19 protein-coding genes and 1 riboswitch are annotated in these 24,449 nt (G+C 70.3%); of the genes, 11 read left to right on the plus strand and 8 right to left on the minus strand.

What is annotated here, in order from left to right:
* Positions 1–7: 7 nt before the first annotated feature.
* The 5 genes from murC to lpxC all read left to right on the plus strand — a co-directional run bounded on the left by murC (position 8) and on the right by lpxC (position 6,088).
* Positions 8–1,444: a UDP-N-acetylmuramate--L-alanine ligase gene (gene murC, locus AC06E6_RS00965; protein ID WP_104939597.1), complete on the plus strand. Its 1,437-nt coding sequence runs from the start codon at positions 8–10 to the stop codon at positions 1,442–1,444.
* A gap of 100 nt (positions 1,445–1,544) precedes the next feature.
* Entirely contained in the window at positions 1,545–2,273 is a 729-nt protein-coding gene (locus AC06E6_RS00970) for a cell division protein FtsQ/DivIB (protein WP_104939596.1), read from the plus strand.
* Positions 2,270–3,505, plus strand: a complete 1,236-nt coding sequence (ftsA, locus tag AC06E6_RS00975; RefSeq protein ID WP_054667596.1) for a cell division protein FtsA — start codon at positions 2,270–2,272, stop codon at positions 3,503–3,505. The genes AC06E6_RS00970 and ftsA overlap by 4 nt, the downstream gene beginning before the upstream one ends.
* 175 nt (positions 3,506–3,680) lie before the next feature.
* Positions 3,681–4,910 (plus strand): cell division protein FtsZ, encoded by a 1,230-nt coding sequence (gene ftsZ, locus AC06E6_RS00980; RefSeq protein ID WP_104939595.1) that lies wholly within the window; start codon positions 3,681–3,683, stop codon positions 4,908–4,910.
* 266 nt (positions 4,911–5,176) lie between these two features.
* Positions 5,177–6,088, plus strand: a complete 912-nt coding sequence (gene lpxC, locus AC06E6_RS00985) for a UDP-3-O-acyl-N-acetylglucosamine deacetylase (RefSeq protein ID WP_161613802.1) — start codon at positions 5,177–5,179, stop codon at positions 6,086–6,088.
* A gap of 180 nt (positions 6,089–6,268) precedes the next feature.
* On the opposite strand, the gene AC06E6_RS00990 is transcribed toward lpxC, so the two are convergent.
* A complete protein-coding gene (locus AC06E6_RS00990) occupies positions 6,269–6,706 on the minus strand; it encodes a DciA family protein (protein WP_104939594.1) in 438 nt (145 codons plus the stop codon).
* A 12-nt stretch (positions 6,707–6,718) separates the two neighbouring features.
* On the opposite strand from AC06E6_RS00990, the gene AC06E6_RS00995 reads away from it, so the two are divergent.
* The 3 genes from AC06E6_RS00995 to AC06E6_RS01005 all read left to right on the plus strand — a co-directional run bounded on the left by AC06E6_RS00995 (position 6,719) and on the right by AC06E6_RS01005 (position 12,067).
* The gene (locus tag AC06E6_RS00995) at positions 6,719–7,669 is read left to right on the plus strand and encodes a M23 family metallopeptidase (RefSeq protein WP_104939593.1); all 951 of its coding nucleotides are present in this window, start codon (positions 6,719–6,721) and stop codon (positions 7,667–7,669) included.
* A gap of 157 nt (positions 7,670–7,826) precedes the next feature.
* Positions 7,827–10,538 (plus strand): preprotein translocase subunit SecA, encoded by a 2,712-nt coding sequence (gene secA, locus AC06E6_RS01000; RefSeq protein ID WP_312345543.1) that lies wholly within the window; start codon positions 7,827–7,829, stop codon positions 10,536–10,538.
* Positions 10,539–11,113: 575 nt separating this feature from the next.
* Positions 11,114–12,067, plus strand: a complete 954-nt coding sequence (locus AC06E6_RS01005) for a Nudix family hydrolase (RefSeq protein ID WP_293765217.1) — start codon at positions 11,114–11,116, stop codon at positions 12,065–12,067.
* Here AC06E6_RS01005 and AC06E6_RS01010 read toward each other — a convergent pair.
* The 3 genes from AC06E6_RS01010 to AC06E6_RS01020 all read right to left on the minus strand — a co-directional run bounded on the left by AC06E6_RS01010 (position 12,057) and on the right by AC06E6_RS01020 (position 14,368).
* A complete protein-coding gene (locus tag AC06E6_RS01010; protein ID WP_478059972.1) occupies positions 12,057–12,632 on the minus strand; it encodes a DUF4124 domain-containing protein in 576 nt (191 codons plus the stop codon). The two genes, AC06E6_RS01005 and AC06E6_RS01010, sit on opposite strands and share 11 nt — an antisense overlap.
* A gap of 51 nt (positions 12,633–12,683) precedes the next feature.
* Positions 12,684–13,514 (minus strand): methylenetetrahydrofolate reductase [NAD(P)H], encoded by an 831-nt coding sequence (metF, locus tag AC06E6_RS01015; RefSeq protein ID WP_104939590.1) that lies wholly within the window; start codon positions 13,512–13,514, stop codon positions 12,684–12,686.
* 95 nt (positions 13,515–13,609) lie between these two features.
* Positions 13,610–14,368 carry a COG4705 family protein gene (locus AC06E6_RS01020; protein WP_478059974.1) on the minus strand — a complete coding sequence of 253 codons (759 nt, stop codon included), beginning with the start codon at positions 14,366–14,368 and terminating at the stop codon, positions 13,610–13,612.
* A 542-nt stretch (positions 14,369–14,910) separates the two neighbouring features.
* Between AC06E6_RS01020 and AC06E6_RS01025 the strand changes: the two genes are divergently transcribed.
* The gene (locus AC06E6_RS01025; RefSeq protein ID WP_161613808.1) at positions 14,911–15,465 is read left to right on the plus strand and encodes a DUF3228 family protein; all 555 of its coding nucleotides are present in this window, start codon (positions 14,911–14,913) and stop codon (positions 15,463–15,465) included.
* Between the two features lie 6 nt (positions 15,466–15,471).
* On the opposite strand, the gene AC06E6_RS01030 is transcribed toward AC06E6_RS01025, so the two are convergent.
* The 4 genes from AC06E6_RS01030 to ahcY form a co-directional block, all read right to left on the minus strand.
* Complete coding sequence (locus AC06E6_RS01030; RefSeq protein ID WP_313230562.1) at positions 15,472–15,936, minus strand: GNAT family N-acetyltransferase; 465 nt, start codon at positions 15,934–15,936, stop codon at positions 15,472–15,474.
* A 13-nt stretch (positions 15,937–15,949) separates the two neighbouring features.
* Positions 15,950–16,648, minus strand: a complete 699-nt coding sequence (locus AC06E6_RS01035; RefSeq protein ID WP_313230563.1) for an alpha/beta hydrolase — start codon at positions 16,646–16,648, stop codon at positions 15,950–15,952.
* 12 nt (positions 16,649–16,660) lie between these two features.
* Positions 16,661–16,876, minus strand: a complete 216-nt coding sequence (locus AC06E6_RS01040) for a hypothetical protein (protein ID WP_478059976.1) — start codon at positions 16,874–16,876, stop codon at positions 16,661–16,663.
* A gap of 150 nt (positions 16,877–17,026) precedes the next feature.
* Positions 17,027–18,472, minus strand: a complete 1,446-nt coding sequence (ahcY, locus tag AC06E6_RS01045; protein WP_104939586.1) for an adenosylhomocysteinase — start codon at positions 18,470–18,472, stop codon at positions 17,027–17,029.
* Positions 18,473–18,504: 32 nt separating this feature from the next.
* Positions 18,505–18,611, minus strand: a riboswitch (S-adenosyl-L-homocysteine riboswitch).
* Positions 18,612–18,716: 105 nt separating this feature from the next.
* Here ahcY and AC06E6_RS01050 point away from each other — a divergent pair.
* Together AC06E6_RS01050 and ppc are read left to right on the plus strand one after the other, a co-directional pair.
* Entirely contained in the window at positions 18,717–21,221 is a 2,505-nt protein-coding gene (locus tag AC06E6_RS01050) for a S9 family peptidase (protein WP_478059979.1), read from the plus strand.
* 497 nt (positions 21,222–21,718) lie between these two features.
* Positions 21,719–24,430 carry a phosphoenolpyruvate carboxylase gene (ppc, locus tag AC06E6_RS01055; protein WP_161613811.1) on the plus strand — a complete coding sequence of 904 codons (2,712 nt, stop codon included), beginning with the start codon at positions 21,719–21,721 and terminating at the stop codon, positions 24,428–24,430.
* The last annotated feature ends 19 nt before the right edge of the window (positions 24,431–24,449 follow it).

Here is a 24,449-nt window from a genome sequence, read left to right on the forward strand (position 1 = left end):
GCCGCGCATGATCCGCCGCCTCCACGACACCACCGACCTGGTCCGGGCGTTCCCGCGGGTGCATTTCGTCGGCATCGGCGGCACCGGCATGAGCGGCATCGCCGAGGTGATGCTGACCCTGGGCTATGAAGTCTCCGGCTCGGACAATGCCGACAATGCCGCCACCCGCCGCCTGGCGCGGCTGGGCGCGCGGGTGATGCGCGGACACTCCGCCGCCAACGTGCTCGGCACCGACTGCGTGGTGGTCTCCAGCGCCATCCGCGAAGACAACCCGGAACTGATGGAGGCGCGCAGCCAGCGCATTCCGATCATGCCGCGCGCGGCGATGCTGGCCGAGCTGATGCGCTTCCGCCGCGGCATCGCCGTAGCCGGCACCCACGGCAAGACCACCACCACCTCGCTGACCGCCGCGGTGCTCAGCGAAGGCGGGCTGGACCCGACCTTCGTGATCGGCGGGCAGCTGCTGGCCGCCGGCGCCAACGCCAAGCTCGGCGGCGGGCAATGGCTGGTGGCCGAAGCCGACGAGAGCGACGGCAGCTTCCTGCGGCTGAATCCGCTGGTGGCGGTGATCACCAACATCGACGCCGACCACCTGGAGAACTACGGCAACGACTTCGCGCGGGTGCAGGCGGCGTTCGCCGAGTTCCTGCAGCGGCTGCCGTTCTACGGGCTGGCGGTGCTGTGCATCGACGACCCGGAGGTGGCCGCACTGGCCACGCAGACCCCGCGCCACGTCATGACCTACGGCATGAGCGGCAATGCCGACGTGCGCGCCGAGGACGTGGTGCAGGACGGCGCGCGCATGCGCTTCACCCTGCGCCTGCCCGAAGGCAGCAGCGTGCCGGTGACGCTGGCGCTGCCGGGCCGCCACAACGTGCTCAACGCGCTGGCCGCCGCCGCCATCGGCTGGCAGCTGGGGGTGGCGCCGGAAACGATCGCCGCCGCGCTGGAGAAGTTCGAGGGCGTGGGCCGCCGCTTCAACGACCTGGGCGTGGTCACCACCGCCAAGGGCGCCCGGGTGCGGTTGATCGACGATTACGGCCACCACCCGCGCGAGCTGGCCGCGGTGTTCGCCGCCGCCCGTGGTGGCTGGCCCGCGCAGCGGCTGGTGGTGGCGTTCCAGCCGCACCGCTACAGCCGTACCCGCGACCAGTTCGACGCGTTCGCCGCGGTGCTGTCGGAAGTCGATGCGCTGGTGCTGAGCGAGGTTTACCCGGCCGGCGAGGCGCCGATCCCGGGTGCCGATTCGAAGTCGCTGGCCCGCGCCATCCGCGCCCGCGGCCGCAGCGAGCCGGTGGTGGTCGGGCATGCCCATGACCTGGTGTCGGTGCTGCCGGACGTGCTGCGCGACGGCGATCTGCTGCTGATGATGGGCGCCGGCGACATCGGCCACGTCGCCCAGCAGATCGCCAGCGGCGGTTTCCAGGAGGCGCGGGACGAATGAAGCCCTGCCTGCTTCCGCTGATGCGCACCCCGCTCGCGGCCGGCAACGGCCGCGGCGCGGTGCCGTCGCGCGGAACCGCCAGGACCGGCGGGGGGCGCGCATGAGTGCGTTGCTGCGCATCCTCGCCTGGCTGCTGGCCATCGCCCTGGTGGCGCTGCCGGTGGTCGCGGTGCTCAACGGCTGGGTCGGCGCCGAGCGCTGGCCGTTGACCCGGCTGCGCGTGCACGGCGAGTTCAAGCGCGTGCCCGGCGAGGAGCTGCGCAAGGCGCTGTTGCCGTATGCCCGCGCCGGCTACTTCGCGGTCAAGCTGCAGGATGCGCAGCACGCGGTGGAGCGGCTGCCTTGGGTGGAGAGCGCGCAGGTGCGCAAGCAGTGGCCCGACGTGCTCGAGGTGAGCGTGGTCGAACACAAGCCGTTCGCGCGCTGGGGCAAGGACCGGCTGCTGTCCGAACAGGGGCGGCTGTTCGCCACCCCGCACGGGTTGGAGAACGCGCCGTTGCCCGAGCTCGATGGCCCGGACAGCAAGACCGCCGAGGTGGTCGAGCTCTACAACGACTCGCGCGCGCTGTTCGCACCGGTGGGCATCGACGTGCGGCGGGTGGCGATGGACGCGCGCGGCAGCTGGTCGCTGGCGCTGGACAACGGCACCGAAGTCATCGTCGGCCGCGACGATGCGCGCTCGCGGCTGGGCCGCTTCGTGCGCGTGCTGCCCCAGTTCACCCGCACCCAGGTGCCGATCGTGCGCGCCGACCTCCGCTACACCAACGGTTTCACGCTGAGCTGGGGAACTCCGCCGCCGGCAGCAAAGCAGACGCAGGACAGGACATGAATCGCAAGGGTGACAAATCACTGATCGTCGGCCTCGACATCGGCACCTCCAAGGTGGTGGCACTGGTGGGCGAGTATTCGCCGGGCAGCCCGATCGAGGTGATCGGCATCGGTTCGCACGAATCGCGCGGGCTCAAGCGCGGCGTGGTGGTCGACATCGAATCCACGGTGCAGTCGATCCAGCGCGCGATCGAGGAGGCCGAACTGATGGCCGGCTGCGAGATCCGCTCGGTCTACGCGTCGATCTCCGGCAACCACGTGCAGTGCCGCAATTCGCAGGGCATCACCCCGATCCGCGAGGGCGAGGTGACCTGGGGCGACCTGGACCGGGTGCTGGAGGCGGCCAAGGCGGTGGCGATCCCGGCCGACCAGAAGATCCTGCATGCGATCCCGCGCGAATACGTGCTGGACGACTCGCAGGAAGGCATCCGCAACCCGGTCGGCATGACCGGCGTGCGCCTGGAGGTGCACGCGCACCTGGTGGTCTGCGCGCAGTCTGCCGCGGCCAACATCAGCAAGTGCGTGCAGCGCTGCGGCCTGCAGGTGGACGACCTGGTGCTGTCCTCGCTGGCCTCCAGCGTGGCGGTGCTGACCGCCGACGAGCGCGAGCTCGGCGTGGTGATGGTGGACATCGGCGCCGGCACCACCGACATCGCGGTGTTCGTGCAGGGCGCGATCTGCCACACCGCCTCGCTGCCGATCGCCGGCGACCACGTCACCAACGACATCGCGCACATGCTGCGCACGCCGACCCCGGAGGCCGAGCAGATCAAGGTGCGCTACGCCTGCGCGCTGGCGCAGCTGGCCACCGCCGAGGAGAGCATCCAGGTGCCGTCTGTCGGCGACCGCCCGCCGCGGCGCATGCCGCGCGCCTCGCTGGCGCAGGCGGTGCAGGGCCGTTACGAGGAGATCTTCGAGATGGTGCAGGCCGAACTGCGCCGCTCGGGCTTCGAGGAAATGGTGCGCGCCGGCATGGTGCTCACCGGCGGCGCCTCGAAGATGGAAGGGGTGGTCGAACTGGCCGAGGAAATGCTGCAGATGCCGGTGCGCGTGGGCATCCCGCAGCACGTCACCGGGCTCGGCGAGGTGGTCGGCAACCCGGTGCACGCCACCGGCGTGGGCCTGCTGCTGATGGGCAGCCAGATCGAACACCCGCGGCGTCCGTCGCTGCCCACCGGGCGCGCCGGCACGCTGTTCAACAAATTGAAGAACTGGTTCCGCGGCGAGTTCTGACGCGGAACGGGCGGTAACGCCGGCCGCTGGCCGGTGATTGAAGCAGGGCGGTACCCCGCAATGGCGCAGGCCACGCGGGATTCCAACGACAACTGCCGCAATGGCGGCGCGGTGACCAAGGTCAGGATGCCTGCGGGGCCACGCCAACGGAAGCGGTTATAACGAGGACATGGACATGGCACATTTCGAACTGATCGAGAAGATGGCACCCAATGCGGTGATCAAGGTGGTGGGCGTGGGCGGTGGCGGCGGCAACGCCGTGGCGCACATGGTCAACTCCAGCGTGGACGGCGTCGAGTTCATCACCGCCAACACCGATTCGCAGGCGATCAAGAACTGCGGCGCCAAGCTGCAGCTGCAGCTCGGCACCAACGTCACCAAGGGCCTGGGCGCCGGCGCCAACCCGGAAGTCGGCCGCCAGGCCGCGCTGGAAGACCGCGAGCGCATCATGGACGCGCTGCAGGGCGCGGACATGGTGTTCATCACCGCCGGCATGGGCGGTGGCACCGGCACCGGCGCCGCGCCGGTGGTGGCGCAGCTGGCCAAGGAAATGGGCATCCTGACCGTGGCCGTGGTCACCAAGCCGTTCCCGTTCGAGGGCCGCCGCCGCATGCAGGTCGCGCTCAAGGGCATCGAGGAACTGAGCCAGCACGTCGACTCGCTGATCACCATCCCCAACGAGAAGCTGATCACCGTGCTCGGCCGCAACGCCACCATGGTGCAGGCCTTCCGCGCCGCCAACGACGTGCTGCAGGGCGCGGTGCAGGGCATCGCCGACCTGATCGTGCGCCCGGGCCTGATCAACGTCGACTTCGCAGACGTGCGCACCGTGATGTCGGAAATGGGCCTGGCGATGATGGGCACCGGCACCGCCCGCGGCGACGACCGCGCCCAGGCCGCCGCCGAGGCCGCCATCCAGAACCCGCTGCTGGACGACGTGAACCTGGCCGGCGCCAACGGCATCCTGGTCAACATCACCGCCGGCCCGGACTTCACCATGAGCGAGTTCGACGAGATCGGCCGCACCATCGACGGCTTCGCCTCGGAAGACGCCACCGTGGTGGTCGGCACCGTGCTCGACCCGGACATGCAGGACGAAGTGCGGGTGACCGTGGTCGCCACCGGCCTGAACCGCGCCGTGGCCAAGAGCGCGCAGCGCCCGGGCGAGCGTGCGCCGATCAAGCTGGTGCGCAATGCCACCACCGGCCAGGCCGAGTTCGGCGGCGACTACGAAAGCCCGGCCGATGCCGTGGCCAAGGCCGTGGGCAGCTCGCTGGGCATGGGCCTGCGTCGCCCGAGTTCGGACACCGTGGCCGCGTCGGCCCCGGCGGCCGCACCGGCCGCGGCGGAACTGCCGAGCGACTACCTGGACATCCCGGCGTTCCTCCGCCGCCAGGCCGACTGACCGGCCGGTCGCCAGCGCCGGGCGTCCCCGACGGGACGCCTGCGGCGGGCGGCATGGCCGGCAGGCGGTGAGTTGTCGTGGACGCCGGGGTTGTCCTCCCCGGTGGCAGCATCCATGTCCGTTGCTGCCGGGCCAGGATCGGCCCGGCGGCAGCTTCGCCTCCCCGGAGGAGGCGTGCCGGCCACGCGCCAGGGACGGATGTTGATGCGTGTTATTCTTGTTTGGTTATGGCCGCGCTCCGGGCGGTCCCTCCAGAACGTACCCCGATGATCCAGCAGCGCACTCTCAAGAACACGATCCGCGCCACCGGCGTCGGCCTGCACAGCGGCGACAAGGTCTACATGACCCTGCGCCCGGCACCGGTCGATCATGGCATCGTGTTCCGCCGCGTGGACCTGGACCCGGTGGTGGAAGTGCCGGCGCGCGCGGACCTGGTCACCGAAGTGACCCTGTGCACCGGCCTGACCTGCGAAGGCGCCAAGATCCAGACCGTCGAGCACCTGATGTCGGCCATGGCCGGGCTGGGCGTGGACAATGCCATCGTCGAGCTGTCCTCGGCCGAGCTGCCGATCATGGACGGTTCCTCGGGCCCGTTCGTGTTCCTGCTGCAGTCGGCCGGCATCGTCGAGCAGGCGGCGCCCAAGCGTTTCCTGCGCATCCTCAAGACCGTGGAAGTGCGCGACGGCGACAAGATCGCCCGCTTCGAACCGCACGAGGGCTACCGGCTGGGCTTCACCATCCAGTTCGACCACCCGATGATCCCGGCACGGCAGTCGCGGGTGGAGATCGACTTCTCCACCGCCGCCTACATCAAGGAAATCTCCCGCGCGCGCACCTTCGGCTTCATGCGCGACCTGGAGTACATGCGCGAGCGCAACCTGGGGCTGGGCGGCTCGATGGACAACGCCATCGTGCTGGACGAGTTCCGCGTGCTCAACGACGACGGCCTGCGCTATGCCGACGAGTTCGTGCGCCACAAGATCCTCGATGCGGTCGGTGACCTGTACCTGGCCGGGGGGCCGGTGCTGGGCGCCTACGAAGGCTACAAATCCGGCCACGCGCTCAACAACAAGCTGGTCCGTGCCCTGCTGGCCGATGCCAGTGCGTGGGAGTGGGCGTGCTTCGATTCGCCGGCCGCCGCCGACCCGATCGTGTACGGGGCGGTAGCCTACGCCTGAATGGGCGGCACGCCGACAGGCGTGGACAAAATGTGAATCCAGGCGCCGTTTCGGCCTGAATTTAACCATTAATTAACAAAACACTAACGCCTCCACTGCAAGTCGCGGCTAGGATTCCTGCCGGCTTGGTGCGGGGGTTCTTCGGGATGCCCGCCTGCGGTGGAGGAACGCCACCCGCATTCAGGAACGGGTGCCCTTCACATCCGCCAGACAAGCCAGGGCGTCGCGCAGGCCTTTGTGCGTGGCGGCCGTTACTGCGTGAGTACTGCGCTGGTCGTTTCGCACCGGGGAGGGTGCAGGCGCGGTGGCAGTCTTGACGGTCACCCGGGTGGCCTTCAGCCCGATGGATCGGGCCGCGTCGAGCAACTGGTTTTCGGCAAGCCTGACCTTGGCGTGCCAGACCGGCGATTCGACGAGAAAAACGAGGTGTTCGCCGTCCACATTGGCCAGCCGGCAACGGTTGCCCAGCGCAGGCGGCAGATGGGGGCGCAACTGCCGGTCCAGCGCATCGAGCCACAGGGCTCGCCGCAACGGGTTCCCGGTTTTGTCCGCCATCACCGCTTCCAGCGCCTGCTTGGGCGCGCTGCGGGAACGAACGCTGGATTTCGGCTCAGACATAAGAATTCTTCGATGGCATTCAAAAAGATCGTAATCAAAACACGGGGGCAGCAGGCAAAAACGCCGTTGGCGCGCCTGCAGGTGTTTTTCGAGGATAGGCCAAAGGCCCTGCTGGGCAGCGTGATGGGCCTGGGTTGCCTGGTCGGCGTGGGCCTCACCTTGGGCGTCGGCGCGGCCGGTGACGCGGCGTTGCGCGCGCAGGTCGAACGCCAGGAGCGCGAACTTGCCAAGGTGCAGGCCGACGCGCAGACCCAGGTCAACGCGCTGGCGGCGCGGCTGGGCGAGCTGCAGGCCCAGGCCACGCGCCTGAACGCGCTGGGCGAGCGCCTGACCCAGATGGGCAAGCTCGAGGACGGTGAGTTCGATTTCAACGAGACGCCCGGCCTGGGTGACGGCGATGCCGGCCCGGCGCAGGACATCCCGCTGAGCGCGGTCAACAGCGACTTACAGGTGCTGGAGCAGCGCTTTGCTGCTTCAGGCAGGCAGTTGTCGGTGCTCGAATCGCTGTTGTTCGACCACCAGCTGGAGCAGAACGCGGTGCCTTCGCGCATGCCGATCCGCAACAGCTACGTGACCTCCGGCTTCGGCACCCGTGCCGATCCGTTCGGCCGCGGTGCCGCCACCCACAAGGGCATGGACTTCCACGCCCGCGTCGGCGACCCGGTGACCGCGGTGGCCGAGGGCGTGGTCAGCTTCTCCGGGGTCAAGGGCGGCTACGGCAACGTGGTCGAGGTCGACCACGGCAATGGCTACAAGACCCTGTACGCGCACAATTCGCGGCTGAGCGTGCGCGAGGGCGATCTGGTCCGGGTCGGGCAGGAAGTGGCCAAGGCCGGCTCCACCGGGCGTTCCACCGGCGCGCACGTGCACTTCGAGGTGTGGCAGGACGGGCGCGTGGTCAACCCGCGCAAGTTCCTGGGCGACGGCAGCACCACCCCGGTGGGCCGCGTCCGGCGTGGCTGAGGGGCGCCTGCGGGCGCTTGAATCGCCAGGCGCCCGCCCCAAGCTACAATAGGCGTTGCCATCGACAGGGCGCATTGCGCCCTGTTTCGTTTGTGCCCGGCTGGTCCCGCTTGGGGTGGGGTCCGCGCACGGCATTCCATTCAAACCGGTTCCTTCAATGATCAACAGCCTGCTTACCCGCGTTTTTGGCAGCCGCAACGAGCGCCAGCTCCGCCAGCTCAACCGTATCGTCGCCAAGATCAATGCCTTGGAGCCGGAAATCCAGAAGCTTTCCGACGACCAGCTGAAGGCCAAGACCCCCGAATTCCGCGAGCGCATCGCCGCCGGCGAAGCGCTGGACAAGGTGCTGCCGGAAGCCTTCGCGGTCTGCCGCGAGGCCTCGCTGCGGGTGCTGGGCATGCGCCACTACGACGTGCAGCTGATCGGCGGCATGGTGCTGCACCTGGGCAAGATCGCCGAAATGCGCACCGGTGAAGGCAAGACCCTGGTCGCCACCCTGCCGGTCTACCTCAACGCCCTGGAAGGCAAGGGCGTGCACGTGGTCACCGTCAACGACTACCTGGCCCGCCGCGACGCCGCGCAGATGGGCAGGCTGTACAACTGGCTGGGGCTGAGCGTGGGCGTGGTCTACCCGGGCATGCCGCATGGCGACAAGCGCGAGGCCTACGCCGCCGACATCACCTACGGCACCAACAACGAGTTCGGCTTCGACTACCTGCGCGACAACATGGCGCTGACCCGCGCCGACCGCTACCAGCGCGGCCTGCACTACGCGATCGTCGACGAAGTCGACTCGATCCTGATCGACGAAGCGCGCACCCCGCTGATCATCTCCGGCCCGGCCGACGATTCCCCGGAGCTGTACATCCGCGTCAATCGCGTGGTGCCGCAGCTGGTCAAGCAGGAGACCGAAGAGGGCGAGGGCGACTACTGGGTCGACGAGAAGGGCAAGCAGGTGCACCTGTCCGAAGCGGGCATGGAGCATGCCGAGGAACTGCTGCGGCAGGCCGGCATCATCGACGCCGACAACGACGGCGGCCTGTACGCCGCGCAGAACCTGACGGTGGTCCACCACCTCAATGCCGCGCTGCGCGCGCACGCGATCTACCAGCGCGACGTGGACTACATCGTGCGCGACGGCGAGGTGGTGATCGTCGACGAGTTCACCGGCCGCACCCTGGCCGGCCGCCGCTGGTCCGACGGCCTGCACCAGGCGGTGGAAGCCAAGGAAGGGGTGCCGGTACAGCGCGAGAACCAGACGCTGGCCAGCATCACCTTCCAGAACCTGTTCCGCATGTACAAGAAGCTGTCCGGCATGACCGGTACGGCCGACACCGAAGCCTACGAGTTCCAGAGCATCTACGGCCTGGAAGTGGTGGTGATCCCGACCAACAAGCCGACCATCCGCAAGGACCACCCGGACCAGGTGTTCCTCAACCGCAAGGGCAAGTTCAACGCGGTGCTGGCCGACATCGAGGAATGCGCCAAGCGCGGCCAGCCGGTGCTGGTCGGCACCACCTCGATCGAAACCTCGGAGATGCTGTCCGAGCACCTGCGCAAGGCGGGCGTGAAGCACGAAGTGCTCAACGCCAAGCAGCACGACCGCGAAGCGACCATCGTCGCCAACGCCGGCCGCCCGGGCTCGGTGACCATCGCCACCAACATGGCCGGCCGCGGCACCGACATCGTGCTCGGCGGTTCGCTGGAGACCGAGCTGCAGGAGCTGGGCGAGGACGCCAGCGCCGAGCAGAAGGCCGCGGTCAAGGCCGCCTGGCAGGAACGCCACGACGCGGTCAAGGCCGCCGGCGGCCTGCACATCGTCGGCACCGAGCGGCATGAATCGCGTCGCATCGACAACCAGCTGCGTGGCCGCTCCGGCCGCCAGGGCGACCCGGGTTCCTCGCGCTTCTACCTGTCGCTGGAAGACAACCTGATGCGCATCTTCGCGTCCGACTGGGTGCAGAAGGCCATGCGCCTGATGGGCATGAAGGAAGACGACGTCATCGAGGACCGCCTGGTCAGCCGCCAGATCGAGAAGGCGCAGCGCAAGGTCGAGGCGCACAATTTCGACATCCGCAAGAACCTGCTGGACTTCGACGACGTCAACAACGACCAGCGCAAGGTGATTTACGCCCAGCGCGACGAGCTGCTCGACGCCGAGTCGGTCAAGGACAACATCGACGGCATCCGCGGCGACGTGATCTATGACCTGGTGGCCCGCTTCGTGCCGCCGAATTCGGTGGACGAGCAGTGGGACCTGCCGGGCCTGCAGGCCACGCTGGAGTCGGACCTGGGCGTGCAGATGGACCTGGTGGGGCTGTTCAAGCAGCATGAGGAACTGGACGCCGAGGGCATCGCCCAGGCCGTGGCCGCCCACATCGAGCAGCACTTCGAGCAGAAGGAAGCGGCGGTCGGTGCCGAAACCATGCGCGCGCTGGAGAAGCACGTGATGCTGACCGTGCTCGACCAGAGCTGGAAGGAGCACCTGGCGCGCATGGACTACCTGCGCCAGGGCATCTACCTGCGCGGCTACGCGCAGAAGCAGCCCAAGCAGGAATACAAGAAGGAAGCCTTCGAGCTGTTCTCCGAGATGCTGGAGAACGTCAAGCGCGAGGTGATCCAGCTGCTCTCGCGCGTGCGCATCCGCAGCGAGGAGGAAGTGGCGGCGATGGAGGCGCTGGAGCGCCAGCAGGCCGAAGCGCGCCTGCAGATGTCGCAGTTCCAGCACCAGGACAACGGCGGCTACAGCGCCGACGAGGAAGCGGCCGACGTGCAGGCCGCGCTCGCCGAGCCCAAGGTCGGGCGCAACGATCCGTGCCCCTGTGGCAGCGGCAAGAAGTACAAGCACTGCCACGGTCAGCTCAACTGAGTTGAGCTGACCGGGGTGTAGCCCGCTTTGCGGGCTACACCCCCAAGTCCGCCGTGCGGACTTGGGGCCCCACGTTCCTTTCTCCCGATCCCCGCGGCTGTCGCCGCGCCCCCTTACCAAGGGGGCTTTCCCTCGGACGGATTCGGTAGTGCCGGCCATTGGCCGCGACACGCCATCGCTGCGCGCGGTTGCGCCACGTTGCGCCGCAAAGCATGCCCCCCGCTCTTTTCTGCTTCCCCGGACCGGTGCAGCGCACCGGGCGTCCGCCTGGCCTGGCGTGCGCTGCAGCACAGGCAGGCCACCCTCACCCCCCGCGCCCCGGCCGGCCCCGGCATGCGGCCCGCTCTTCGGGCCGGCGTCGCCGGTCGCGCTTCGCGCGGTAGCGTCGCCGACCCAGGGAGCCGCCTGCAGGCGCGATCCCGATGGCTGCTGGTAGCCAATCGACACGGCCGTGCACCCCTGGAACGCCGGCGCGGGGATCGCCCCACACCGGGCCTTGTCGACAGACGCCCAGGCCGTAAAGGTACGCAGGCAGGCGATTGCGCCCGGCTCGGGGTTTTCGGCATGCTCGGCGCATGACTTCCTCCCTGCGCTCGATCCATGTCGTGGCCGCCGTCATCACCGACGCGCGTGGCCGCATCCTGCTCAACCGCCGCAACGGCACCAGCGACATGGCCGGGCTGTGGGAATTCCCCGGAGGCAAGCGCGAGCCGGGCGAGACCTCCGAGCAGGCGCTGGCGCGCGAACTGCACGAGGAGCTGGGCATCGAGGCCGAGGTCGGCGACTGGCTGATGGACGTGCCGCAGCTCTACCCGGACAAGCGCCTGCGCCTGGAAGTGCGGCAGGTGCAGCGCTGGAAGGGCAACGCCCGCGGGCGCGAGGGGCAGGCCATCACCTGGGTGGCGCCCGACCGGCTCGGGCGCTACTCGATGCCGCCGGCGGACCTGCCGGTGGTGGCCGCGCTGCGCCAGGCCGATCGTTACCTGGTCACGCCGGAGCCCTCGGCCGGTGGCGATGCCTGGCTGCAGGGCGTGCAGGCCGCGGTGGACGCCGGCATCCGCCGGCTGCAGCTGCGCACACCGCAGGCCGGCGACCGCGCGGCGCTGGCCCGCGACGCGGTGGACCGCGTCGGCCGCCACGCCGAGCTGCTGCTCAACCGCGACATCGCGCTGGCCCGGGAACTGGGCGTGGGCGTGCACCTGGGCAGCGAACAGCTGCAGCAGCTGCAGCAACGGCCGCTGCCGGAAAGCCTGCTGGTCGGGGCCTCCTGCCACGATCTGGCGCAGCTGCAGGCCGCGCAGCGCCTGGGCTGCGATTTCGCCGTGCTCGGCCCGGTGCAGGCCACCGCCAGCCACCCGGGGGCGGCCCCGTTGGGGTGGGCGGCATTCGAACAGCTGCGCGAGCAGGTGTCGCTGCCGATCTACGCCATCGGCGGCCTGGCCGCCGCGGACATCGGCACCGCGCGCCGGCATGGCGCACAGGGCGTGGCCGCGATCCGCGCGCTGTGGCCGCAGCCGGTTACAGGCTGATCCAGAAACAGTTGTACTGCCGGCGCAGTTTCAGCAGCGTGCGCGAAGGCGTGGTGCCCCCGGCGAGGGTCTGTTCCAGGCGCAGCGCGACCGGTCGCGGGCGCCGCGCCGGCACCTCGGCGAACATGGGCGGGGCGTCGGCGGCGGCCGCGCCGCCTTCGCCTTCCGGCAGCAGCTCCGGGTCCCGCGGGAACACTGGTGCGATGTCGACCAGCGGACGCTGCACGATGCCGTCCAGGCGGTCCATCACCCGCGTGGCCTCGGCGCTGGACAGCCCGCCCCAGGCATAGATGCCGGACAGGCGGTTCGGGTCGCGTGCGTCCACCGCCGCGCGGATCTGCGCCACCACCTCGCTGAGCCGGCGTGCGCAGCTGTCGCGGTACAGGCCGCTGGCGCCGGCGGGCCGCGCCTCGGGCAGCAGCCGCGCGCGCGCGCCCATCGCCTCGCACGGCCTGTCGCCGTACACCGTGCGCCCCTGCGGGTCGGTGCAGCGGTTGACCTGCTGCGCCTGCGCGGCACCCGCCCACAGGGCGGCAGGGAGCAGCAGGAGTGGCAGCGCGCGCATTGGCCAAGCCTAACCCGGCCACGCGTGACGGGGTGTGCAGCCGCTGGCGGGTCAGCCGCGGCCGAGCCGCTGCAGCACCGCGTTGGTCGGCCTGGCCAGGTTGAGCGTGTAGAAGTGCAGCGCCGGCGCGCCGCCGGCGATCAGCCGTTCGCACAGTGCCGCCACCACGTCGGCGCCGAACGCGCGCACCGAATCGACATCGTCGCCGTAGGCCTGCATGCGCTTGGCGATCCAGCGCGGGATCTCCGCACCGCACTGCTCGGAGAAACGCCGCAGCTGGCTGAAGTTGGAGATCGGCATCACCCCGGGAATGATCGGCACGTCCACGCCCAGCCTGCGGGTGGCATCGACGAACTGGAAGTACGCGTCGGCGTTGTAGAAGTACTGGGTGATGGCGGCATCGGCGCCGGCGTCGATCTTGGCCTTGAAATGGCGCAGGTCAGCCAGCGCGTCGCTGGCCTGCGGGTGGGTTTCCGGATAGGCGCCGACCTCGATGCGGAACGCGTCGCCGTGCTCGGCGCGGATGAACGCGATCAGTTCCGAGGCGTAGCGCAGGTCGCCGGGAAAGCCCATGCCCGAGGGCAGGTCGCCGCGCAGGGCGACGATGCGGCGCACGCCGATGGCGCGGTACAGCTTGAGCAGCTCGCGGATCTCCTCGCGGGTGCCGCCCACGCAGGACAGGTGCGGCGCCGCCTGCAGGCCATGGTGCTGGTTGAGGTGGCGCACCGTCTCGGAGGTATAGCTCAGGGTCGAGCCGCCGGCGCCGAAGGTGCAGGACACGTACTCGGGGGCATGCACCTTGAGCCTGCTCGCGGTGCGGTCCAGCTGCGCGCGCTGGTCATCGGTCTTGGGCGGGTAGAACTCGAAGCTGAGCGCGGTCATGGCGGGGCGGTGAGTGGGTCTGGCTGGAATTATATCTCTCCATCAAGATGGATGTGCAATTGTTTCTGTTGTCACCGGGCGCTCGTGCGCGCGGTTCAGTGGGCCCGGCGCGCGGCGCGCTGCGGCAGCAGCGCAATGCAGGCCACGATTGCCGCCAGCAGCACCAGCGAGGCGGCATAGCGGCTCAGCGCGAGCCCGCCGTGGTCGAGCGGTTTGTCGAGGAAGTCGCCGACCACCGCGCCCAGTGGCCGGGTGAGGATGAAGGCGGCCCAGAACAGCAGGGTCCTGGGCAGGCGGGTCGCCAGGTGCAGCGCCGCGACCAGCGCCAGCAGGCCACCGAACAGGAGCATGCCGCCGGCATAGCCCAGGCCCTGGGTATCGGCCGCCCAGTCGCCCAGCGCGGTGCCCAGGGTCTGCGAGAAAGTGATGGTCAGCCAGTAGAACAACTCGCTGCGGCGCGAGCCGATGTCGGCCACCGAGACGCTGCCGGTACTGCGCTGCCAGCAGAACAGGGTGCCCAGCAGCAATGCCAGCAGCACGCTGCTGCCGCCGCTGTAACCGATGCCGAGCGAGCGGTCCACATAGTCGGCCAGGATGGTGCCGACCGTGGTGCTGGCGATGATCGCCGCCCAGTACAGCCAGGGACGGAAGCCGCTGGCGCGGATCTGCACGGCCACGGCGATGGCGAACACCGTGGCGAACAGCACGGTGCCGGCCAGATAGCCCAGGCCCATCGACATCGTGACCGCGTCGCCGCCCACCTCGCCCAGCGTGGTGGCGAGGATCTTGGTGACCCAGAAGGCGAGGGTGACCTCGGGAACCTTGCTGTCGCCCGGAGCGGCGTGGCTGTGCATGGCGGTGGTCCGGTGGGAAGGCGGCAATGCGACGATGCGCGGGCCGGAGTCGGAGGCTTGTCGGAAGCTCCTTCCTGCCGTGCGGCGACGCGCAGCCGGTTGGATTGCCGCGGTCATCGGCGGCGCGGGCGGCCCCCGCCGTCATCGCGGACGGCATCGACCGGGCCGGCGCGCGCGGTGCGCCAATGTGCCGCCTGGCGCGGCCGGCAACCCCAGCCAGGCAAAGGGTGGGCCGTGCCGGGGAACCCCGCCCGCGCAGCGCGGTCCACGTTGCTGCCTGCCATGGCCCGCGCGGACGGTGGAACGCGGCGTCCTCCGGCTCCCACCGATCGCCGGCATGCAGTGCGCCAGTGCCCACCACGGCGTCCGCCGCCTTCCGTCGCAACCCGGGCGCGCGTGGGCCTGATCGGGATGGCGTCCGCGCTCGCGGGGGCGTGCGCCCTGCGTGGATCAGCGCGCGCATCCCGCACCCGTGCGTGCGCCGGCGTGCGCGGCCGTGGCGCGATGGCCGACAATGGCCGGGTTTTCCGAACGTCCCGGCCATGTCGATCTTCCTCACCCCCTTCGCCCGTACCCGCCTGTTCCCGCGCACGCCGCGCCCGAACACGATCCGCGACTGCACGCCCGAGCAGTTCGAGCGCCATCTCAATACGCATCCGCCGCTGCAGGTGCTCGACGGTTACGCGCCGTTCTGCAAGCTGCACGTGCACCGCAACTGGACCTCCACCCGCTGCCTGACGGTGCCGGTCACCGACGCCAACCGCCACCTGCTGCGCTCGGCCTACGAGGCGCGCACGCGCGAGGAACTGCCGGTGCTGGTGCGCTGGTTCGAGGGCGTGGAGCCGCCGGTGGCCGAGTACCTGGTCGTCATCCTCTACAGCCGCGAACAGCTGGCCAAGGAAGGCGCGCCGATCGACGCCGACTGGGGCGTGGTCGGCTGCCTGTACACCGCCGAGCCGGCGGAAATCCCGATGGCGCCGATCACCATGATGCGCAATGCGCTGGGCGTGGAAGAGGGCGGCTCGGGCGTGCCCATCGACCGCGAGGCGTACCGGCGTGCGGTCGAGTTCTGGGAGGCGAACGCGAACTGGCGCTGAGCGCGCTCAGTACGCCGGGCGGTAGTCGAGCGCCAGGCGCAGCATGTCGCGATGCTGGATGCCGTCCTCGACGATCGCTTCGTCGTAGTTGCGCAGGAAGAAGTCGCGGTCAACCTGGAACACGCGGAAGCCTTGCCGCTGGTAGAACGCGAGCGGGTAGCCGAAGGTGCCGGTGCCGACTTCAAGCCGCTGCGCACCTTCGCGCCGGTACGTGTCGATCACGTGGGCCAGCAGCCGCGTGCCGATGCCGCGCTGCTGGCGTGCCGGATCGACGGCGATGTTCATCAGTTCGTGGCTGCCCTGCGCGAGCGGCACGACCGCGCAGATGCCGGCGATGGCGCCGTCCATGCGGGCGGCGAAGCAGCGTGCGTCCGGCAGGTAGGCGCGTATCTTGCGTTCCGAGGGGTCGGCCAGCAGGAGCAGCGCCAGCGGCGCGTCGGCGGGCGGTATTTCGTGGATCGAAAGAGACATGGGTAAACCGAAGTCAGGACAAGCCAGGGGCGGAGCTGGATTCGCTGCCGGACATCGACCCCGGCCGCGGTTGCGGCCCTGGGCATGGTCGCATCCGGCGAAGGCTCAGCGCTTGCCCTCGCCGGTGCCGGGGGGGGGCGGGGTACATGCGTTCGATCGCCATCGCCTCCAGCGCGGTGTAGATCGTGTCGTGGCGCAGGTCAGGGCGTGGCAGCGCCTGCCATTGCAGGTGCGCCGGGCCGGCGCGCCTTGCCGTGTCCGAGAGCGCCTGCGCGTGCGGACCGATGTTGTCCTCGTCCCCCCAGGCCAGCAGCATCCGGCACTGCAGTCCGGGCATGCGCTGCAGCCGCGCGTCGGCGCTGCGGGTGAGCGCCGCGTCGTTCCACCACAGGCTGGGGCTGAAGGCGATCCAGGTGTCGAACAGCGCCGGCTGCTCGAACAGGGTTTCGACGATGAACAGCCCGGCCAGTGATTCACCGATGATGCCGCGCGCGCCGGTAGTGCGGTAGCGGCGCGCGATCTCGGGCACCAGTTCCTCGGCGATGAACGCGCGGAACGCGGCCGAGCCGCCGACCACCGGCGCGATGCGGCGGTCGCTGTCGACCTGGGTCGGACCGGTCATGTCGCGGCGGCGCTGGGTGTTCTCGATGCCGACCACCAGCAGCGGCGCGATCCGGCCGGCGCGGATGCCGGCATCGACCGTGGCGGCCACGTGCGGGAAATCCTAGGCGACGCCGCCGTCGGGCATGTACAGCACCGGATGCGCCACCGCCGCGTCGGCGGGCGGCCGGTAGACGTTGATGGTGCGCGCCTCCTGCAGCCGCTGCGACTGGATGACGAAGCTGTCATACGGCGGGGGCGCCGGCTGTGTGCGCGGGATGCCCGGCAGCGCCGCCATCAGCAGTGCCGCGATGGCGGGAAACACAGATTTCATCGTCATGTCGGTGCGCGGCGTCGGGATCGGGTCGCGCAGCGTAGCAAGCGTGCGTGGCCGGCGAGAACAAGGCCGGGGTCCCTGACGTCCGGCGCAAGCACGACGGGCGCCTCGCGGCGCCCGTCGTGGTGTTCCCCGCAATGACCGGCGCGCCGGTCAGTAGCGGTAGTGCTCCGGCTTGAACGGGCCGTCGACCGGCACGCCCAGGTAGTCGGCCTGTTCCTGGGTCAGGGTGGTCAGCTTGACGCCGATCTTCTCCAGGTGCAGCCGCGCGACCTCCTCGTCCAGCTTCTTCGGCAGGCGGTAGACGTCGGCCTTGTAGCTGTCCCTGTTGGCCCACAGGTCGATCTGCGCCAGGGTCTGGTTGGCGAAGCTGTTGGACATCACGAAGCTCGGGTGGCCGGTGGCGCAGCCCAGGTTCACCAGGCGGCCCTCGGCCAGCAGGAAGATCGCGTTGCCGTTCGGGAACACGTACTTGTCCACCTGCGGCTTGATGTTGATCTTCTTCACCCCGGCGTAGCCGTTCAGCGCGTCGACCTGGATCTCGTTGTCGAAGTGGCCGATGTTGCAGACGATGGCCTGGTCCTTCATCGCGCTCAGGTGTTCGATGCGGATGATGTCCTTGTTGCCGGTGGTGGTCACGTAGATGTCGGCGCGCCCCAGGGTGGACTCCAGGGTGTTGACCTCGAAGCCCTCCATCGCCGCCTGCAGCGCGCAGATCGGATCGATCTCGGTGACGATCACGCGCGCGCCGTAGGCACGCAGCGAGTGCGCCGAGCCCTTGCCGACGTCGCCATAGCCGCAGACCACCGCGACCTTGCCGGCCAGCATCACGTCCATCGCGCGCTTCAGGCCGTCGGCCAGCGACTCGCGGCAGCCGTACAGGTTGTCGAACTTGCTCTTGGTGACCGAGTCGTTGACGTTGATCGCCGGGACCAGCAGGGTGCCGGCTTCGGCCAGCTGGTACAGGCGGTGCACGCCGGTGGTGGTCTCCTCGGAGACGCCCTTCCAGTCCTTGACCACGCGGGTCCAGTAGCCCGGGCGCTCGGCGTGCACGCGCTTGAGCAGGTTCTTGATGACCTGTTCCTCGTGCGAGCCGGACGGGGTGTTCACCCAGTCGCTGCCGTTCTCCAGCTCGTAGCCCTTGTGGATCAGCAGGGTGACGTCGCCGCCATCGTCGACCACCAGCTCCGGCCCCAGCAGGGTGCCGTCGGCGGCCTTGAAGGTCAGCGCTTCCAGGGTGCAGTCCCAGTACTCCTCCAGGGTCTCGCCCTTCCACGCGAACACCGGGGTGCCGGTGGCGGCGATGGCGGCGGCAGCCTGGTCCTGGGTGGAGAAGATGTTGCACGAGGCCCAGCGCACGTCGCCGCCGATGTCCTTCAGCGTTTCGATCAGCACCGCGGTCTGGATGGTCATGTGCAGCGAGCCGGTCACGCGCACGCCCTTGAGCGGCTGCGCGGCGGCATGCTTGCGGCGGATCGCCATCAGCCCGGGCATCTCGTGCTCGGCGATGTCGATTTCCTTGCGGCCCCAGTCGGCCAGCGAGATGTCGGCGACCTTGTAGTCGCCTTCCTGGGAGAAGGTCTTTGCAACAGCGTTCATGTAAGGCTCCGGTGTGGTGCGAGCAGGCTCGCGTTCGCCGGGCGCCGTTGTTGCATGCCATGCCGTCCGAGCCTGGCCGCCGTGCCGGTCCGGCCCTTGCGGGGGACTCCACACGGCGGTCGCAGCGCCCCTCGGACGGGGGCGCCGATTATATCGCGCGGGGGCCCTGACCAACCAAAGGCAGGGGAGCCGGCGGCCGGGGATTGTTAACGTGTGCGGTTGAAACCGCCTAGAGAGGATTGCCATGACGATGTTCGCTTCCCGCCGCAGCCGCCGCGCGTCCGCGGCGCTGGTGCTGTGCGCCGGCCTGCTGCTGGCCGTGCCGCCGCTGCTGGCGGCCGCCCCGGCCGCCAGCAGCGCCGCCAGTGACGCCACGGGCTACCGCCTGCCGTCGGCGGCGCTGCAGGCGGTGGTGGACGCCCCGCGCGCGCCGAGCCTGCGGCTGTCGCCGCGCCGCGACCTGGCGGCCATGCTGCAGACCCCGCCGCTGCCGTCCATCGCCCAGGTGGCGCAGCCGGAGCTGAAGCTGGCCGGCCTGCGGATCAACCCGAAGACCTTTTCCGACAGCCGCTTCTCGTTCGGCAGCCAGCTGTGGCTGATCTCCACCGCCGACGGCGCGCAGCGCCAGATCAGCGGCCTGCCGCAGCCGCTGTCGGTGGCCTCGCTGGCCTGGTCGCCGGACCAGAAGTACCTGGCGTTCAACCAGGTGGACCCGGCCAGCGGCAGCAACGAGCTGTGGCTGGTGGACGTGGCCGCGGGCAGCGCACGGCGCGTGGCCGAGCGGCTGAACTCGGTGGTCGGCAACGGCTATGCGTGGCTGCCGGGCGGTGACGCGCTGCTGGTGATGCAGCGCCCAGCCGGGCAGGGCGCCGCGCCGGCGGGCGACGGCATCCCGAGCGGACCGGCGGTGCAGCAGACCGAGGCGGGCCGGGGCGTGCGCTCGGTGCGCACCTACCAGGACCTGCTGAAGAACGAACACGACGCGCGCCTGTTCGAGTACTACCTGCAGGCGCAGCCGGTGCGGGTGGCGATCAATGGCGAAAGCCGCCCGCTGGGCATGCCGGGGCTGTACCTGGGGCTGTCGTCGTCGCCCGACGGCAACTACCTGCTCAGCCAGCGGGTGGAGCGGCCGTTCTCCTATGCGGTGCCGGTCGGCAGTTTCCCGCGGCGCATCGAGGTGCTGGACGCGCAGGGCCGGGTCGCGCACACGGTGGCGAAGCTGCCGCTGGTCGAAGGCCTGCCGACCGGCAACGACGCGGTGCCGACCGGGGTGCGCTCGATCGCCTGGCGCGCCGACGCACCGGCCACCCTGGTCTGGGCCGAGGCGCAGGACGGCGGCGACCCGGCGCGCGACGCGGCGATCCGCGACGCGGTGCTGGTGCAGGCCGCGCCGTTCGACCGGCCGCCGGTGACGCTGGCGCGGCTGGCCGCGCGCTATGCCGGCATCACCTGGGGGCGTGGCGACGTCGCCCTGCTCAGCGAGTACTGGTGGAAGACGCGCCAGGTCCGCGAGTGGAAGATCGCCCCGGACCAGCCGCAACAGGCGCCGCAGCTGCTGTCCGAACGCTCCGGCGACGACCGCTATGCCGACCCGGGCGAGCCGCTGCTGCAGCCCGACGACAGCGGCCGCGCGCGCCTGCAGTTCACCGCCGATGGCCGCGGCTACTATCGCGTCGGCGACGGTGCCTCGGCGCAGGGCGACCGCCCGTTCCTGGACCGCATCGACCTGGACAGCGGCAAGGCCGAACGCCTGTTCCATTCGCAGGCGCCGTACTACGAGGCGCCGGTGGCGGTGATCGACGGCGATGCGCCGCGGGTGCTGTTCAGCCGCGAGTCCAACGACGAACCGTCCAACCTGTACAGTCGCGCCCTCGGCAGCGATGCCGCGCCGGTCGCGCTGACCCGCAACGCGCACCCGCTGCCGCAGCTGCGCGGGGTGAAGAAGGAGCAGATCCGCTACACCCGCAACGACGGCGTCGCGCTCACCGCCGACCTGCTGCTGCCGCCCGGCTACGACCCGAAGAAGGACGGCCCGCGCCCGCTGCTGATGTGGGCCTACCCGGCCGAGTTCAAATCCGCCGGCGACGCCAGCCAGGTCACCGGTTCCCCGCACCGGTTCAACGCGATCAGCTACTGGGGCCCGCAGGCGTTCCTGGCCAAGGGCTACGTGGTGCTCAACAACCCGACCATGCCGATCGTCGGCGAGGGCGATGCCGAGCCCAACGACACCTATGTGCAGCAACTGGTGGCCAGTGCGCAGGCGGCGGTGGACGAGGTGGTGCGCCGCGGCGTGGCCGACCGCGACCGGATCGCCGTCGGCGGCCACTCCTATGGCGCGTTCATGACCGCCAACCTGCTGGCGCACACGCGCCTGTTCAAGGCCGGCATCGCCCGCTCGGGCGCCTACAACCGCACGCTGACCCCGTTCGGTTTCCAGGCCGAGGAGCGCAACTACTGGCAGGCGCAGGACACCTACCTGAAGATGTCGCCGTTCAATTACGCCGGCGACATCAAGGACGCGATCCTGTTCATCCATGGCGTGGACGACAACAACTCCGGCACCTTCCCGATGCAGAGCGAACGCATGTTCGCCGCGGTCAAGGGCCTGGGCGGCAACGCGCGGCTGGTGATGCTGCCCAACGAATCGCATGCCTACCGTGCGCGTGAGTCGATCATGACCATGCTGGCCGAGAGCGAGGACTGGCTGGACCGCTGGCTGGCGGCCCCGGCCAAGGGCGGCAAGCGCTAAGCGCGGGCGCAGGCCGGCACGCGCCAGCGCCTGGCGCACATGCCCCACGGCCGCGGTCCGGGCCGTGGGGCATGTGCGCCCCGCCGTATCCCGTGCCTTCGCGCACCCCTTGCCCGGGTGCGGTTTCCGCGGTCCCCCCGCGGCGTGCCGGCGGCTGGCCGGTACCCGCCCGCGATGCGCGGGGTCGCCGCATGTCCCGCAACGTGCTGCATGGGCCTGCTTCCGGCTTGCCCTGCGCCGCGCCCGCGCCGCTGGCGCGCGGCACTCTTCCGCCGACGGTGGCGCCTGCAGCGGCACGCTCCTGCTTGCGGCTGGGTCGTGGCGCACGTCATCGGCTGTCCCTTGCCGGACGCTCGCGGCGCCCGCTGGATGTCCGCAGCGACAGCCGCTGGACAACATGCAGATGCAACCATTTTCGCCATTGATGCACTGCAAAAAGCGTGGGTTTTTTCAGTTAGGCTTGGGACCGTTCCCGCTTCCGAGGTTCCGGTTCCTGGATGAACGAGTACCGCAGCAGCGTCGTCTTCGCCACCCCCGACCTGCCCCTGCGCGACGACGTCCGTCGCCTCGGCGCGATGGTCGGCGACCTCCTTTCCGAACAGGTCTCGCCCGCGTTCCTCGATGAGGTGGAGGACGTGCGCACCGCCGCGATCGCGCGCCGCGAGAGCCAGGCACCGCTGGCCACGCTCAGCGCGCAGCTGGCCGGGCGCACGCCGCGCCAGGCCGAGGCACTGGTACGCGCCTTCAGCACCTATTTCCAGGTGGTGAACATCGCCGAGCGCGTGCACCGCATCCGCCGCCGCCGCGATTACCAGCGCGCCGGCACCAAGCGTCCGCAGCCCGAAGGCCTGCAGGACGCCCTGCAGCAGCTCAAGGCGCAGGGCGTGACCCTGGAAGAGCTGGCGCAGTGGTTGCCGCGCATCGACATCGAACCGGTGTTCACCGCCCACCCCACCGAAGCGGTGCGCCGCGCGCTGCTGGAAAAAGAGCAGCTGATGGTGGCCAGCCTGGTGGACAACCTCGACGGCCAGCGCACCCCGGGCGAACAGGCCGCCGACACCGCGCGCCTGCGCATGGCGCTGACCGCCTCGTGGCAGACCGCCGATTCCTCGCCGGTGCGGCCCAGCGTGGAGGACGAACGCGAGCACGTCGGCTTCTACCTCACCCGGGTGCTGTACCGGGTGATGCCGGTGTTCTACGAATCGCTGGAACAGGCGCTGCTCGCCACCTGGGGCCGCACCCTGCCACTGCCGCGGCTGGTGCGCTTCGGTACCTGGGTAGGCGGCGACATGGACGGCAATCCCAACGTCGACGCGACCACCATCGCCGCCACCCTGGATGCGCAGCGCGCCGCGGTCCTGGAGCTCTACCAGAAGGATCTGCTCAAGCTCGCCAGCCTGCTCAGCCAGTCCACCGAGCTGGTCGGGGTGAGCGAGGCGGTGCGTGCGCGGGTGGACGCGTACCGCGCGCTGCTGCCGCAGGTGCAGTCGCGCCCGCGCCACGCCGACATGCCCTACCGCCTGCTCAACGACCGCATGCGCGCCCGCCTGCAGGCCACGCTCGACGATGCCGAGGGCGCGTACCGCTCCCCGGATGAGCTGGTGGACGACATCCAGTTGATCCTCGACAGCCTGGACGCGAACAAGGGCCGCCACGCCGGCTGGTTCTCGGTGCGGCGCCTGCTGTGGCGGGTGCGCACCTTCGGCTTCCACCTGGCGCGGCTGGACGTGCGCCAGGAATCGAGCGTGCACGCGCGCGCGCTGGCCGAGGTGCTGGGCGGGCAGGCGGCATTCGAGGCACTGGACGCCGCGGCGCGGGCGCGGCTGCTGTCGCCCTATGCCGCCGGCGAGGCGGTGTTGCCGCGCGGCGACGACGAGGCCGGGCAGCGGCTGGACAAGGTGTTCGCGGCGCTGGCCGACGCGCGCGCCCGGCACGGCGCCGACGCGCTGGGCAGCTACATCATCTCCATGGCCCACGACCGCGGCGACGTGCTCGCGGTGCTGGCGCTGGCGCGCCGCGGCGGCCTGGTCGACGAACGCGGCGCGGTGCCGCTGGACATCGCGCCGCTGTTCGAGACGGTCGACGATCTGCGCCATGGCACCGCGACCCTGGGCGACCTGCTGGGCGACCCGGTGTACCGCGCGCACCTGGCCGCGCGCGGCGACGTGCAGATGGTGATGCTCGGCTACTCGGACAGCGGCAAGGACGGTGGCATCGCCGCCTCGCGCTGGGGCCTGCAGCAGGCGCAGGTGGAGCTGTTGGCGGTGGCGGCCGCGCATGGCGTGCGCCTGACCTTCTTCCACGGCCGCGGCGGTTCGATCAGCCGCGGCGGCACCAAGACCACGCACGCGGTCGACGCCTCGCCGCCGGGCAGCATCGACGGCCGCCTGCGGGTGACCGAGCAGGGCGAGGTGATCCACCGCAAGTACGGTATCCGTGCGCTGGCGCTGCGCTCGCTGGAGCAGGCGGCCGGCGCGGTGCTGCGCGCCAGCCTGCGGCCACGCCCGGCCGAACCGCGCGAGGCGCAGTGGACGCCGGTGATGGACACCGTCGCGGCCGCGAGTGCGCGCCGCTACCGCGACCTGGTCGGCGATGCGCAGTTCATGGCGTACTTCCGCACCGCCACCCCGATCGACGTGATCGAGCGCATGACCCTGGGTTCGCGGCCGTCGCGCCGGCTCGGCCAGGACGCGGCGCTGTCCAACCTGCGCGCGATCCCGTGGGTGTTCGCCTGGAGCCAGGCGCGGGCGGTGATTCCCGGCTGGTTCGGCGTCGGCAGCGGCCTGCAGGCGGCCGCCGACGCCGGGCACGAGGAGCGGCTGCGCGAGATGGCGCACGACTGGCCGTTCTTCGCCACCTTCCTCGACGACATGGCGATGGTGCTGAGCAAGGGCGACATCCACATCGCCGAGCAGTTCTCGCGCCTGGCCGGGCCGCTGCATGACCGCTTCTTCCCGGTGATCCGCGAAGAACTGGCGCTGACCGCGCATTGGGTCAAGCGCCTGGGCGGGCAGCAGGAACTGCTGGCGCACGATCCGCGGCTGGCGTTGTCCATCCGCCTGCGCAACCCCTACATCGACCCGATCAGCACCCTGCAGGTGGACCTGCTGCAGCGTTGGCGTCACAGTGGCCGCGAGGACGACGCGCTGCTGCGCGCGCTGGTGGCCTGCGTGAACGGGGTATCGCAGGGGGTGCAGAATACCGGCTGAGGGGATCCGCCGCACGGGG

This window comes from Stenotrophomonas sp. Steno-Z10-HUANG (genome assembly GCF_056393075.1).